Origin of the sequence: Rhodovulum sp. P5 (genome assembly GCF_002079305.1) — a bacterium.
In the GTDB taxonomy this organism is placed as follows: domain Bacteria; phylum Pseudomonadota; class Alphaproteobacteria; order Rhodobacterales; family Rhodobacteraceae; genus Rhodovulum.
In genome coordinates this window covers 3448752-3462628 of the sequence record NZ_CP015039.1, presented here as the reverse complement: position 1 = coordinate 3462628, position 13877 = coordinate 3448752, and the positions used below count along the sequence as shown (strand labels likewise).

Genomic DNA, 13877 nt, shown 5'->3' with positions numbered 1-13877 from the left:
AATGCGTTGATCGAAGCCGCGTGAATCGTGTTAACCATGTGTCAGACATGCGCCATGAGGACCTTGCCGATGAAAAATTTGATCCTAGCAGCTTCGCTGCTGTTCGCTCCGCTCCCGGCTTTGGCCGCGCAGGTTGGCCCGTTCACCGAATTCCTCGTCTTCGGTGACAGCCTCAGCGATCCGGGGAATGTCTTCTTCGACCTGACCGGGACACCGATCCCCCTGCCCCAGTTCTACCCCACGGGCCAGTTCACCGATGGCAACAACTGGGCCGTCCAACTGGGTGCCACGTTCGAGTCGGGGACGAATTTCGCACGGGGCTGGGCCAAGGCCGCAACCGACCCCACCCTGATCAACCGGGAACCGGTCCCGGGCTTCAATATATCCGGCTACGACTCGGTCGATTTCGCCGATCAGATCGGGCTGTTCCGGGATGCGGTCAATAACGGGCTGCAGACCGGCAATCGCCCTGTCGCGTCCATCATGTTCGGTGGCAATGACCTGCGCGATGCGAACTCTCAGGCCGAACTGCTCGCCGCCATGCAAGCCGCCATAGAGGCGATCAGCTATGGCATTACCGAGTTGATGGGCGACGGGCTGAACGATTTTCTTGTGCTGGGATTGCCCGATCTGGGGCGCCTGCCCGAAGTGCCGGATCCTGTAACGGCGGCCGCGTTGACGCAGGCATCATTCCTGTTCAACACCGAACTGCGCTCCGAACTGGCCCGGCTGCCAAGCAGCGCGAACGTGATGTATGTCGACACGTTCGGCATCTTCGCCCCGCTGTTCGACGACCCGGCTGCCTATGGCTTCGTCAACTCGACCGATGCCTGCCTTCCGGCGCTTCTGGGCGGCTTCGTGAACGATTGCACCGGCTTTGTCTTTTACGACGATGTCCACCCGACCGAGGCGATGCATGCGATCCTTGCCGAAGCGGTCCGCGACACGCTGGAAGCCGCGCCCGCCGCGGTGCCATTACCCGCGGGCGGCGTCCTGATCCTGACCGCATTTGGGGGGCTGGTATTGGTCGGCCGTCGGCGCATGCACGGGATTTGAGGCCAAGGTCGCATCGGTAAGACCACGCGTCGCAATTTGATATGTATTCCAACGCCAAACTCCGGCTTAACTATCTGGAGGATACATAGCCGCGCGCATGAGTGGAGATTGCCATGGCCGACGACGACGAAGACGACCTGATCCTGTCCGACCTGTCTGATGAGGAACTCGTCCCCCAGATCGGCGACGATCTGTATGACGGCCTGAAAGACGAGGTCGCCGAGGGCGTGAATATCCTGCTTGAGCGTGGCTGGGCCCCCTATCGCGTGCTGACCGAAGCGCTGGTCGCGGGCATGACCGTCGTCGGCCACGACTTCCGCGACGGCATCCTGTTCGTTCCCGAGGTGCTCCTTGCCGCGAATGCGATGAAGGCGGGCATGGCGATCCTGAAACCGCTTCTGGCCGAAACCGGCGCGCCGAAGATGGGCAAGATGGTGATCGGCACGGTCAAGGGCGACATCCACGACATCGGCAAGAACCTCGTGTCGATGATGATGGAGGGCGCCGGGTTCGAGGTCGTCGATCTGGGCATCAACACAGATGTCGACGCCTATCTGGAGGCCATCGCGCGGGAAGAGGCCGACATTCTGGGCATGTCCGCGCTGCTGACAACCACCATGCCCTACATGAAGACGGTCATCGACACGATGACCGACAGGGGCATCCGGGAGGACTATATCGTGCTGGTGGGCGGCGCACCGCTGAACGAGGAATTCGGGAAGTCCATCGGCGCAGACGCCTATTGCCGGGATGCGGCCGTCGCCGTCGAAACCGCGAAGGAATGGGTCGCACGGCGACACAACCAGATCGCGGCGGGCTGAGCTTCGGCATCGGGACGCGCGGCGGGTTTTCCTGCTGGCCTTTCGGAATACCTTCAGGGCCACGGACGCTGAAGGAGGGTGGCATGCCGCCGAAAGTCATGGTCTTGCTGGTTGTCGCCGTCCTGTGCGCGGGTGCGGTGACCGTCTGGGTTGGCACGCGCTTGCAGGCCCCCATCGCATGGGTAATTCCCCCGGCGATGATCGCGGTCCTGCTTCTGCGCGCCATGTGGTCGCGCCGATAGCCTGCCCCTCGGGTCAGGTCGCCCCGGCCGTCGCCGGCTTTGTCGCAACCACGAAGTAGTAGCCGCGCTCCCCCGTGCGGAAGCTGTTCAAGCGGGGGCTGGGGTCGCAGGAAAACGATGTCTGCGCTTCTTCCCGCAAGGGTTTGGGAAGGAACCTGAAGATGCGGCGCTTGCGGGCATCGTCCGCCTCACAAGCCGCAATGACCCGCGGCGTAAGGTCGGTGAACGACTCGATCACGAAGCCCCCCTTTTCAAGCCAGGCGGGGATCTTGCGGGCCTGGTTCTCTGGCCGCATCAGGGGAAAATCGGCGATGATCAACCGCCCGCCCGGCCGCAAGAGCCGCCATGCCTCGGCCGCGAACGCCTCGGTCATGTAGTTATGGGCGGATTCGACCGAGATCAGTGCCGCGGCCGTGCCATCCTCGACCGGCAGGGCCTCGGCCAACGCGTACCGCGCGCGAAGGCCAAAGAGCAGCATGCTCCACATCCGCCCCGTCCAGGCCGGCTCAAAAGCATGCAGGCGGGCGGGACAATGCCGCCGCAGATAGGCCGCCCCCGCCCCCTTGCCCGAGCTGACCTCGACGATCAGGTCCTCGGCCCCGACCTCGGGCAACTGGCCAAGCACAAGGTCGTAAAGCGCGGCCTGATAGGGTTCGCGGCGGCCCTGCGGATCGGCGGCGACGCTTTCCGGCACCGGCGTGACGCCAAGATTGAAAAAGGTCATGCCGGGCAACGGCAGGGCATAGGCGAAATCGAAGAACCGCTGGCTGAACCGCGGAAACACATGCGCGAGAAGGGATTTGCGTAACGACATTACCGCGGCCGGGGTTTTGACAGTCCGCTGGAAGCGACCATATCCTGAGGTGAAAGGCAAGGGCACGCGACCGTGCCATCGGAACGCGGACCCGTGCCCGGCATCCTGTGGAGGTTCCCCCTGACTAACCCGACGGATGACAGCCTGACCTCCCGCGGCCTTGCCCCCGACGGCAGAGGGCGGATTCTGGTGATCGGCTGCGGCGCACTTGCCCATGAAATCCTTGCGCTCAAAAGCCTGAATGGCTGGTCGCACCTCGATCTGACCTGCCTTCCGGCGATCTGGCACAACCACCCCGACCGGATCGTGCCGGGTGTGCGGGACGCGGTGGAACGCCACCGAGAGGGCTATGACAGCATTCTTGTCGCCTATGCCGATTGCGGCACCGGCGGGGCGCTTGCCCGCCTATGTACCGAGATGGGTGTCGCAATGATTGCCGGCCCCCATTGCTATGCCTTCTATGACGGTCTCGCCTCGTTCGACGCACATGCGGAGGACGAGATCACATCCTTTTACCTGACCGATTTCCTGACCCGGCAGTTCGACGCCTTCGTCTGGCGCCCCCTCGGGCTCGACCGTCATCCTGAACTGATCGAAGCCTATTTCGGCAATTACGAACGTCTGGTCTATCTGGCACAGACCGACGACCCCGCGCTCGATCTTGCCGCACAGCGCTGTGCCGAGCGACTGGGCCTTGCCTATGCGCGCCGCGTCACCGTCTATGGCGATCTAGAAACCTTCCTCGCCCCCCGGCGCTGACGGGCGTCAACGCCGCCCCAGCGACAGAAGCCGCATGCCCGTGCGCAACCGAGTCTTGGAGCGGCGCCGGGCGATTGTCGGCAGGTGAACCGCCGAGGACAGCGGCGTCGGCCGCCGGGTCATCAGGCCCGTCCAGACAGACATCGCCGACAGCATCGGTAGCCCGAAGAAATCGGAAAACGGGGTCGAGCCGTAGGTCGCCAGATCCCACTGGTTGTCTGTCACGATCCGGTCCGAACCCATCAGGCTTTTCGGAAACCGCGTGTCGTCCATCCCCGTCATTGGCCATTCTCTCCCAAACCGCGACAAGTTTGGGAAAGGCTAATCGCGTCGGTTGAGCCGCACCAGATGGCCGAATACCGCAGATGTCCCGCCCGTCATCCGGCGGGCATCCGCGATTCGACGATTTCGGCAAACCACGAACAGCCGAAGGGGATGGCGTCGTCGTTGAAGTTGTATTCGGGGTGATGGACCGAGGCGGTATCGCCATTGCCAAGGAAGATATAGGCGCCGGGCCGTTCGTTCAGCATATAGCTGAAATCCTCGCCCCCCATCAGCGGCGGGGTCTCCAACGCCTCTTGCCCCGCAATCCGATCTGCAACCTCGCGGGCGAAATCGGTCTGGTCGGGCGCATTGTCGGTAACCGGATAGCCCCGCCGATAGGTCACATCCGCCACCGCCCCAAAGGCCGCGGCCGTATTCTCGGCCACCGCCTTCAGCCGCGCCTCGGCCAGATCGCGCACGTCTTCCTCCAGCGTGCGGACGGTCCCTTTCAGGAACACCGTCTGCGGGATCACGTTATGCGCCTCGGATTCCGTTTTGAACGTGCAGACCGACACCACCACCTGTTTCAGCGGGTCGACATTGCGCGACGCGATCGATTGCAGGGCCACGACGATATGGCTGGCCACAAGCGTTGTGTCGACGCATTCATGGGGCTTGGCGGCATGGCCGCCCTTCCCCGTGACGGTAATATCGAACTCATCCGTCGCCGCCATGATCGGCCCCGGCTTGATCGCGAAACGGCCCACGGGAAGGCCGGGCATGTTGTGCATGCCGTAGACCTCGCCAATGCCGAAACGGCTCATAAGCCCGTCATCGACCATCGCCTTGCCGCCCGCGCCACCCTCTTCGGCGGGTTGGAAGATCACCACCGCGGTGCCGTCGAAATTGCGTGTCTCGGCCAGATACCGCGCCGCGCCCAACAGCATCGCGGTATGCCCGTCATGGCCGCAGGCATGCATCTTTCCGTTGGTCTTGCTGGCATAGGGCAGACCCGTCGCCTCGATGATCGGCAGGGCATCCATGTCGGCGCGCAACCCGATCACCCGGCCCTTGCTGTCCGACTTGCCCTTGATGACGCCGACAACGCCGGTGCGCCCGATCCCTTCCACCACCTCGTCGCAGCCGAAAGCGCGCAGCTTTTCCGCCACAAGCGCCGACGTCCGCGGCAGGTCATACATCAGTTCGGGATGTTCGTGGATGTCGCGCCGCCAGGCGGTGATTTCATCATGCATGTCGGCAATGCGGTTCTTCACGGGCATGGGGCCTACTCCTTGAGATGGGTCAGCAGGCGGTCCATGAAGGCCTCCCCCTGCCGGAACTGGTCAATGGTGATGTATTCGTCGGGTTGATGCGCCTGCGCGATGTCGCCGGGGCCGCAGATGACGGTGGAATATCCGCCCTCCTGAAACTGCCCTGCCTCGGTGGCATAAGCGACCGCATGGGTGCCATTGTCCCCGGTCAGGCGCCGGGCCAAAGCCTCGGCCGAGCCATCGGTTTCGGAGGTCAGCGCGGGCACGGTGAAATATTCCTCAAGCTCGATATGGGCCTCGGGGCGCACGGCCTGCATGGCGGCCTCGATCCGCGCGACCTCGGCCCTGAAGGCGTCGCGCCAGCGATCCACCCCTTCCGACGGCACACAGCGAAAATCGAGCCCGAACCGGCAGTCGAGCGCGGTGATGTTATGCGCGGTTCCCCCGTTCACCTGCCCCACATGCACGGTGGTCCAGGGCGGATCGAACAACGCATCGTCGCCCTGCGGGTCACGCGCGGCATTCTCGGCGTTGCGGTCATTGGCCCAGCAGATCAGCCGCGCGGCCTCCATCACCGCAGACACCCCGGTATGCATGATCGAGGAGTGAACCTCGAACCCCTTGATGTGAACGTGGAAGCCGATATTGCCCTTTTGCCCGGTCACGACCTGCATCATCGACGGCTCCCCCACGAACACGGTCGCGGCCTTGGGAAAGCCCTGCGCCGCCATGTGTTCGATCATCGGCGGGGCGCCAAGGCATCCGACCTCCTCGTCATGGGAAAGCGCCAGTTGCAGGGGCAGCGCCAAACCTTCCGTCTGCGCCCGGACCAGCGCCCAGATCGCCAACGCGTTAAACCCCTTCATGTCACAGGTGCCACGGCCGTACAGCCGGCCGTCACGCTCCACCACCTGCCACGGATCGGTGGACCAGTCCTGGCCGTCCACCGGCACGACGTCGGTATGTCCCGACAGCATCACGCCCCCGTCCTGCGCCGGCCCCGCGATGGCGTAAAGGCTCGCCTTCGACCGGGCGGCATTCCAGACGCGGGTGACGGGGATTCCAAAGGTGGTCAGATAGTCCTCGACCCAATCGATCAGGGACAGGTTGCTGTCACGGCTGACCGTGGGAAAAGAGACAATTTTTTCAAGTAGTTCGCGCGGGGAAAGCGGCGTGGCCATAAGGGGCTCCAAACCGGTTATAGGGCGCAAACTGAGCGCCCCCACGCGATAGGTCAAGGCCCGGCGCACATGAATTGACCACAAGGTCAAAAATTTCGCCACGTCGCCCGTTCCATCGGCAGTTTCCAGTTGCTGGATAGCAAAGACGTGCTAACACTTTGGTAAACGGCCATCGGGCGGGGGGACCGGCCGGCGGGAATTCGTGTTGGATTACATAGAGTTCAGGGAGACTCCATGCCCGACGGGGGAATGCCCATCCTTGATGTGAAGGGCCTTCAAACCGTGTTTCGCACCCGCTCGGGTGACGTGCACGCGGTCAATTCTGTCGACTTCCACCTCGAACCCGGTGAACTTCTGGGTGTGGTGGGGGAAAGCGGGTCGGGCAAGTCGGTCACGATGATGTCGCTGATCGGGCTGTTGCCCAGCCCCCCCGCCGAGGTGCGGTCGGGCAGCGTGCATTTCGCCGGGCAGGACCTGCTGAAGGTGCCGGAGCGAACCTTGCGCGATATTCGCGGCGCGCGCATAGGCTTCGTTTTTCAGGACCCGATGACCAGCCTGAACCCGGTTTTCACCGTCGGCTACCAGTTGATGGAACCGCTGCGCAAACATCTGGGCATGTCGAAATCGAAGGCCCGCGCCCGCGCGCAGGAATTGCTGGAACTTGTGGGCATCCCCGATGCGAAGCGGCGGCTTGACGATTACCCGCATCAGTTTTCCGGGGGCATGCGTCAGCGCGTTATGATAGCCATCGCACTGGCCTGCGATCCGGAGGTGCTGATCGCCGACGAACCGACCACGGCGCTCGATGTCACGATCCAGGCGCAAATCCTCGACCTGATGAAGAAGCTGCGCCAGCAACTGGGCATGTCGGTGATCTGGATCACGCATGACCTTGGGGTGATCGCCGGCATCGCGGACAGGGTCATCGTCATGTATGGCGGGCAGATCGTCGAACAGGCGCCGGTGAAGGACCTGTTCGCCAATCCCCAGCATCCCTATACCCATGCGCTTCTCAAGACCGTGCCCCATGTCACGGGGGAGCGCGCCGAACGACTGAAGGTGATCGAGGGCCAGCCGCCCGTCTTGTCCGCCCCGCCGCGGGCCTGTCCGTTCCGCGCGCGCTGCGCCTATCGGTTCGAGCTTTGCAATGCCCAGAACCCGCCCCGCGTGGCGGTCGGCCTCGGCCATGATGCCGCCTGTTTCTGGGACATCGGCACAGGGGCCCCGCGCAATGTTTGACGTCAGCGCCCGCAAGCTGGTGGAGGTCCGCGATCTCAAGATGCACTTCCCGATCTTTGGCGGCATCCTGCGCCGCCGGGTGGGAGAGGTACGCGCCGTCGATGGGGTCAGCTTCGACATCTACGAGCGGGAGACACTGGGGCTTGTGGGCGAATCCGGTTGCGGGAAATCCACCTGCGGCCGGGCGATCCTGCGGCTTTACGATATCACCTCGGGCTCCATCCGCATCGACGGCGAAGAGATCGGCGATGCCGGCCAGCAGACCTTGCGCGCCAAGCGGCCGAAGATGCAGATGGTGTTTCAGGACCCGCAGGCGAGCCTGAACCCCCGCATGACCGTGGCCCGCATCATCGGCGAACCGCTGGACGAACACACGCGCCTGTCGCGCCAGAAAAAACTCGATCGCATCTACGAATTGATGGACGCCGTCGGCCTGAACCGCAATTTCGCCAACCGCTATCCGCATGAATTTTCCGGCGGCCAGCGGCAGCGGATCGGCATTGCCCGGGCGCTTGCGCTGAATCCGGGCTTCATCGTCTGCGACGAACCCATCGCCGCACTGGACGTGTCGATCCAGGCGCAGGTGGTGAACCTGCTTGAAGATCTGCAAAAGCAGTTCGGTCTGACCTACCTGTTCATCAGCCACGATCTGTCGATGGTGCGCCACATCGCCGACCGGGTGGCGGTGATGTATCTGGGCAAGGTCGTCGAACTTGCGCCACGCGACGCGCTTTATGGCGAACCGCTGCACCCCTATACGCAGGCGCTTTTGTCCGCGGTGCCCGAACCCGACCCCAATATCGAGGCCCGGCGCCGCCACATCATCCTGAAAGGCGATGTGCCCTCGCCCGCCAATCCGCCCGAAGGCTGCAACTTCTGCACCCGCTGCCCCAAGGTTATGGATATCTGCCGCCGGATCGACCCCGAGATGCGCGAGATCAGGCCCGGCCACGTGGTGGCCTGCCACCTGCACGACCCCGACCATGCAGAACCCGCCGGCAAGGCGGCAACAACGGCCCAACCGAACACCCAACACGGAGGTTGACATGAAACTGAGACACGCGCTTCTGGGCGCTGCTGCGGTGACCGCCCTCGCGCCGGCCGCCTTCGCCGAACGCGGCAGCGACGGGCAGGTGAACATTATCTACTGGCAGGCGCCCTCGACGATGAACCCCTACCTGTCGGGCGGCACCAAGGAGCTTGAGGCCGCCTCCCTCGTTCTGGAACCGCTTGCCCGCTATGATCAGGACGGCAACATGGTGCCGTTCCTTGCCGAGAGCATCCCGACCGTCGAGAATGGCGGCGTGTCGGCAGACCTCAAGACCGTGACATGGAAGCTGAAGCCGGGCCTGAAATGGGCCGATGGCTCGCCCGTCACCTCCGCGGACGTCAAGTTCTCATGGCAATACTGCACCGCAGAGGGCGGCGGCTGCGCCCAGTCCGAGAAATACAACGACGTGGCCGATGTCGAAACACCGGACGAGTTGACCGCAATCGTGCATTTCAGCGTGGCGAAACCCTTCCCCTATGGCCCGTTCGTGGGCGCACAGGCCCCGATCATTCAGGCCGCGCAGTTCGCGGACTGCCTCGGCGCCAAGGCGCCCGAATGCACCGATGCCAACTTCATGCCGCAAGGCACCGGCCCCTTCACGGTCACCGATTTCCGGCCCAATGACGTGATCCAGATGAAGGCCAATCCGAACTATCGCGATCCGGCCAAACCCGCCTTTGCGACTGTCACCTTCAAGGGCGGCGGCGATGCGATGGCCGCGGGCCGCTCGGTTCTGGAAACGGGCGAGTTCGACTACGCGTGGAACCTGCAGCTGGCGCCCGATGTGCTGGCTAACATGGCAGGTGCCGGCAAGGGCCAGATCGTGTCGGGCTTCGGCACACTGGTGGAGCGGATCATGATCAACTTCACCGATCCTGCGCCCAGTCATGGCGACCGCCGGTCGACCGTGGATCACCCGCACCCGTTCCTGACCGACATGGCCGTGCGCAAGGCGCTGTCGATGGCCATCGACCGGGAACTGCTGACCGAGATCGGCTATGGCGAAGCCGGGCGTGCCACCTGCAACGTGCTGCCTGCGCCGGAAATCTACCGCTCCACCGCCAATGACGCCTGCCTTGTACAGGACATCGAAGGCGCCAAGAAGCTGTTGGACGAAGCCGGCTGGGTGCCCGGCGCCGACGGCGTGCGCGTGAAGGACGGCATGCGGCTGAGTATTCTCTACCAGACCTCCACCAACGCCGTGCGCCAGGATTTCCAGGCCCTGATCAAGCAGTGGTGGTCGGAAATCGGCGTGGAAACCGAATTGCGCAATATCGACGCATCAGTCTTCTTCGGCGGCGATCCGGGCAGCCCGGATACGTTCCAGAAGTTCTATGCCGATGTCGAGATGTACGCCAACAACTTCGACGGCACCGACCCCGAGTCCTACATGGCCAACTGGCTGTGCAAGGAAATCCCCAGCCCGGAAACCCAGTGGCAGGGCAACAACATCAACCGCTACTGCACCGAAGCCTATGACGCGCTGGTGGCAGAGATGGCCACGACCGGCGAGTTGGAGAAGCGGGCGGAACTGGCCAAGGCCATGAATGACATGTTGATGCAGGACTATGCCCTGCTGCCGCTGGTCGATCGCGGCCGGGTGTCTGCCCATTCCAACAGCCTTGGTGGCGTGATCCTGAACACCTGGGACAGCGAGCTGTGGAACGCGGCAGACTGGTACCGCATCAAGTAAACCTATCGGGGCGCGCCGGACGGCGCGCCCCTTCCCAGACTTCTGCCCCGAGGCGCCGTAATGTTCACCTACACGATCCGCCGTCTGCTGATCGCGATCCCGACGCTTCTGGTCATCAGTCTGATCATCTTCCTTGTGGTGACGCTGGCGCCCAGCGATCCCACCGCCAACCTGCCGCTGTCGATCCCGTCCGAGGTGCGCGCCCAAATCCGGGAATCGCTGGGCCTGAACGAACCCTTGCTGGTGCGCTACCTGCTCTGGCTCAGGCAATTCTTCATCTACGAACCGCTGCACATGCTGGACGAGGCTTTCGGCTGGACCCTTGCCAGCGAGGACATGCAGCGCATCCTGTCATGGCAGACCCGCAGCCCGGTGGCCGACCTGATCGTCCAGCGCCTGCCGCAGACGCTGTGGGTGGTGGGCACGTCCTATGTGGTCGGTGTCCTGATCGCGCTGCCCATTGGTATCATATCGGCCTATCGGCAATACAGCATCTTCGACCAGGCGGGGACCTTCGTGTCGATGGTGGGCTTCTCGGTGCCGACCTTCTTCACCGGCGTTCTGCTGATCGTGGTCTTCTCGGTCGAACTGGGCTGGTTCCCGTCGATCTACGATACCACGCATCAGGTGACCGACTGGTCGTCCTTCGTCTTTCAGGTCAAGCAGATGATCATGCCGGTCGCGGTTCTGGCGCTATACAACGCCGCGCAGATCAGCCGGTTCATGCGGGCCTCGATGCTCGACAACCTTAACCAGGACTATGTGCGCACGGCCCGCGCCAAGGGGCTGACCGAACAGGTGGTGGTGCTGGTTCATGTGCTGCGCAATTCGATGATCCCGGTGGTCACCGTCATCGCGCTGGGGGTGCCAACCGTCTTTGGCGGCGCGATCATCACCGAACAGGTGTTCAAGGTGAACGGGATCGGCCAACTTCTGATCATCGCGATCCAGGGGGGCGACGTGCCGACGGTGCAGACGCTGACCTTCATCTTCGCGGTGCTGATCGTCCTGTTCAACCTGATCGCCGATATCCTCTACGGCCTCCTTGACCCGAGGATCCGCTATGACTGACAGCGCCTATTCCGAGACCGAGACGATCCGCCCTCCGCGCAACCAGTGGCTGGATGTCTGGGACCAGTTCAAGACACACAAGGGCGCGCTGATGGGCGCGGCCTTCTTCGCGGCGATCCTGTTTGCGTGTTTCCTTGGGCCGTGGCTCTGGACCATCGACCCCACCTATATCGACATCCGCGCGCGCAATCAGGGGCCCAGCTTCGCCCATCCTTTCGGAACCGATCAGCTGGGCCGCGATACCTTTGCCCGCATGCTCGCGGGTGGACAGGTGTCATTGGCCGTGGGCATGACCGCAATGGCGCTTGCGCTGATCCTCGGCACCTTCATCGGCGTGCTGGCCGGCTATTTCAAACGCCTCGACGGCCCCTTGATGCGTCTGACCGACCTGTTTCTCGCCCTGCCGCTGCTGCCCCTGTTGCTGGTCATCATCATGCTGTTCCGCGATGCGCTGCGCGCGGCCTTCGGGCCAGAGGGCGGCATCTTCATCCTGATCGTGTTCGTCATCGGGATCACGTCCTGGATGCAGACCGCGCGGATCGTGCGCGGTGACGTTCTGGCACTGAAGGAGCGCGAATTCGTCCTTGCCGCGCGCTCTATCGGCACGCCATCGCACCGGATGATCACGCGGCATGTCCTGCCCAATGTGCTGTCGCCGATCATGGTCTCGGCCACGCTGGGCATCGCCAACGCGATCATCACTGAAAGCGCGCTGTCGTTCCTCGGCCTCGGCTTCCCGTCGGACTTTCCCACATGGGGCCGACTGCTGTTCGACGCGACGGACTACTTGCAGCAATACCCCGAACGCGTGATCTGGCCCGGGCTTGCCATCTCGCTCACGGTGCTCAGCGTGAACTACATGGGCGACGGGTTGCGCGACGCGCTCGACCCGCGGATCCGCGGGCGGTGACCGGGCTCAGTGCTCGATTTCCTTCCGTATCCGCCGGATCATCAGCCAGACGGCAAACACGACGAAGGGCGTGACAATCGCCGTCAGCATCCCCTTGGACATGTCGACCGCGTCGGCCAGCGGATAGATCAGGTAGGACACAAGGCTGACCGCGTAATAGCTGATCGCGACGATCGACAGCCCTTCCACCGTGCGCTGCAGCCGCAACTGCATGTCCGCACGCCGGTCCATGCTTTCCAGAAGCTTCTGGTTCTGTGCCGACCGTTCCACATCCACGCTGGTTCGCAGAAGGTTCGCCGCGCGCACCGCCCGGCGGGTCATTGAATCAAGCTGCGCCTCGGCCGCTTTGACGGTTCGCATGGACGGGTCATACCGGCGCATCATGAATTCGCGAAAGGTCTGGCGATGGGCAAAGCGTTCCTCGCGCAGAACCTCGATCCGCTGGTGGACCAGCGCCTCATAGGCCACGGTCGCCGAAAAACGGTACGCGCTTTGCGCCTGGATCAGTTCAAGCTCGGTCGAGACGTCCAGCAGATGGCTCAGCGTTTCTTCCGCCCCGCGCATGCCCACGGACATCTCTGCCATCAGATCCGACAATTGCGGGTCGATCTCGGCCAGTCGCGCCTTGAGCATCCGCGCCCGCGGCAGGCCCAGCATCGACATCGCCTTGTAGGTCTCGATCTCGGTCATGCGCTGCACGACGCGACCCACGCGCCGCGCCCCGATGCCTGGCCGGGCGAACACGGCCATGCGCATATGCCCGCCGCTGTCGATCCGGAAATCGGTCGCCATCACCGCGGCATTGTCGAGGATCGAGGACGCCGACAGGCTTTCGGGCACGAACCATTCCGCCAGCCGGTCCTCGATGTCATCGCGCCCGTCCTGCAACTGCTCCACCCGGATCAGGGCCGAGGTCAGGCGCTTGCCCGGGGCCTGTTCCAGCCAATCGTCGGGAAATACCTCGAACATCGCCGGATCGAACGGACGGTCGGCCACGAAGGGCGTGAAGATCGTGTAGGTGACGAACTCGGTATGGCTTTCCCACTTGATCTTGTGGCGCCCCATCTTGCCGAAGAAATGCGTGTCGTCCGGCTTGGGATGCTGGGCACCGAAGCGGTCCAGCAGATTGATCAGATGCGCCCGGTCGGCGTTCCGGTCCCGGTTGACGGCGTCCTTCGGCGGCTTGATCGCCAGAAACGCGGCGTGGCAGGGCGGTTCAAGTTCCGGGAACGGGCGTGCGTGCAGCTCGTTGGTGAGCATGTAACGCAGCGGGTGATCCTCGATGGAGCTCATGGGGGCGGTGGCCTTTCTTGCGCAGTCCCTGAAAGCTCTAGCGCAGATCGCGCCGTTGTAAACGCGGCCATGCGCGCCCTACCCCTTCTTCTTGGGAAAAATACCCGATCCGCCGGCCCGGCACGGGCCGGGAAAAGGCGTGCGCCGCAGGCGCGCAATCCAGGTCCCGGCGCCCCGAACGAAAACGCCCCGCCGAAGCGGGGCGCCCGTTA

The 13877-nt window shown here is 63.6% G+C and carries 14 protein-coding genes; 9 read left to right on the top strand and 5 right to left on the bottom strand.

The features are described 5' to 3' along the window. The first annotated feature begins 69 nt into the window (after nt 1-69). The 3 genes from RGUI_RS16465 (at nt 70) to RGUI_RS21525 (ending at nt 2119) form a co-directional block, all read left to right on the top strand. Nucleotides 70-1056: an SGNH/GDSL hydrolase family protein gene (locus tag RGUI_RS16465; protein ID WP_172841173.1), complete on the top strand. Its 987-nt coding sequence runs from the start codon at nt 70-72 to the stop codon at nt 1054-1056. Nucleotides 1057-1169: 113 nt separating this feature from the next. Continuing rightward, complete coding sequence (locus tag RGUI_RS16460) at nt 1170-1877, top strand: B12-binding domain-containing protein (RefSeq protein ID WP_081534923.1); 708 nt, start codon at nt 1170-1172, stop codon at nt 1875-1877. An 83-nt stretch (nt 1878-1960) separates the two neighbouring features. Further along, on the top strand, nt 1961-2119 hold the full coding sequence (locus tag RGUI_RS21525; protein ID WP_156883005.1) for a hypothetical protein: 159 nt from the start codon (nt 1961-1963) through the stop codon (nt 2117-2119). Nucleotides 2120-2132: 13 nt separating this feature from the next. Here RGUI_RS21525 and RGUI_RS16455 read toward each other — a convergent pair whose 3' ends face one another. Continuing rightward, nucleotides 2133-2933, bottom strand: a complete 801-nt coding sequence (locus RGUI_RS16455; RefSeq protein ID WP_172841172.1) for a class I SAM-dependent methyltransferase — start codon at nt 2931-2933, stop codon at nt 2133-2135. A 72-nt stretch (nt 2934-3005) separates the two neighbouring features. Here RGUI_RS16455 and RGUI_RS16450 point away from each other — a divergent pair, with 72 nt between their 5' ends. Continuing rightward, nucleotides 3006-3692: a DUF1638 domain-containing protein gene (locus RGUI_RS16450; protein ID WP_253798551.1), complete on the top strand. Its 687-nt coding sequence runs from the start codon at nt 3006-3008 to the stop codon at nt 3690-3692. A 6-nt stretch (nt 3693-3698) separates the two neighbouring features. On the opposite strand, the gene RGUI_RS16445 is transcribed toward RGUI_RS16450, so the two are convergent. From RGUI_RS16445 to argE, 3 genes are all read right to left on the bottom strand, one after another. Next, nucleotides 3699-3974 carry a hypothetical protein gene (locus RGUI_RS16445; RefSeq protein WP_081534919.1) on the bottom strand — a complete coding sequence of 92 codons (276 nt, stop codon included), beginning with the start codon at nt 3972-3974 and terminating at the stop codon, nt 3699-3701. A gap of 95 nt (nt 3975-4069) precedes the next feature. Beyond that, nucleotides 4070-5236, bottom strand: a complete 1167-nt coding sequence (locus tag RGUI_RS16440; RefSeq protein WP_081534917.1) for a M20 aminoacylase family protein — start codon at nt 5234-5236, stop codon at nt 4070-4072. Nucleotides 5237-5241: 5 nt separating this feature from the next. After that, entirely contained in the window at nt 5242-6408 is a 1167-nt protein-coding gene (gene argE, locus RGUI_RS16435; protein ID WP_081534915.1) for an acetylornithine deacetylase, read from the bottom strand. A 234-nt stretch (nt 6409-6642) separates the two neighbouring features. On the opposite strand from argE, the gene RGUI_RS16430 reads away from it, so the two are divergent. From RGUI_RS16430 to RGUI_RS16410, 5 genes are read left to right on the top strand one after another with little or no spacing between them, the layout of a single operon-like run. Continuing rightward, nucleotides 6643-7647, top strand: coding sequence for an ABC transporter ATP-binding protein (locus RGUI_RS16430; RefSeq protein WP_081534914.1), 1005 nt, complete (start codon nt 6643-6645; stop codon nt 7645-7647). Further along, nucleotides 7640-8692, top strand: a complete 1053-nt coding sequence (locus RGUI_RS16425; RefSeq protein ID WP_081534912.1) for an ABC transporter ATP-binding protein — start codon at nt 7640-7642, stop codon at nt 8690-8692. The genes RGUI_RS16430 and RGUI_RS16425 overlap by 8 nt, the downstream gene beginning before the upstream one ends. Before the next feature lies 1 nt (nt 8693). Beyond that, nucleotides 8694-10391: a peptide ABC transporter substrate-binding protein gene (locus RGUI_RS16420; protein ID WP_081534910.1), complete on the top strand. Its 1698-nt coding sequence runs from the start codon at nt 8694-8696 to the stop codon at nt 10389-10391. A gap of 60 nt (nt 10392-10451) precedes the next feature. Next, on the top strand, nt 10452-11462 hold the full coding sequence (locus tag RGUI_RS16415) for an ABC transporter permease (protein ID WP_081534908.1): 1011 nt from the start codon (nt 10452-10454) through the stop codon (nt 11460-11462). Further along, nucleotides 11455-12372, top strand: coding sequence for an ABC transporter permease (locus tag RGUI_RS16410; RefSeq protein ID WP_081534906.1), 918 nt, complete (start codon nt 11455-11457; stop codon nt 12370-12372). The genes RGUI_RS16415 and RGUI_RS16410 overlap by 8 nt, the downstream gene beginning before the upstream one ends. A gap of 6 nt (nt 12373-12378) precedes the next feature. Here the strand turns inward: RGUI_RS16410 and RGUI_RS16405 are convergent, their stop codons facing one another. Further along, complete coding sequence (locus tag RGUI_RS16405; protein ID WP_081534904.1) at nt 12379-13665, bottom strand: DUF3422 family protein; 1287 nt, start codon at nt 13663-13665, stop codon at nt 12379-12381. Nucleotides 13666-13877: the final 212 nt, after the last annotated feature.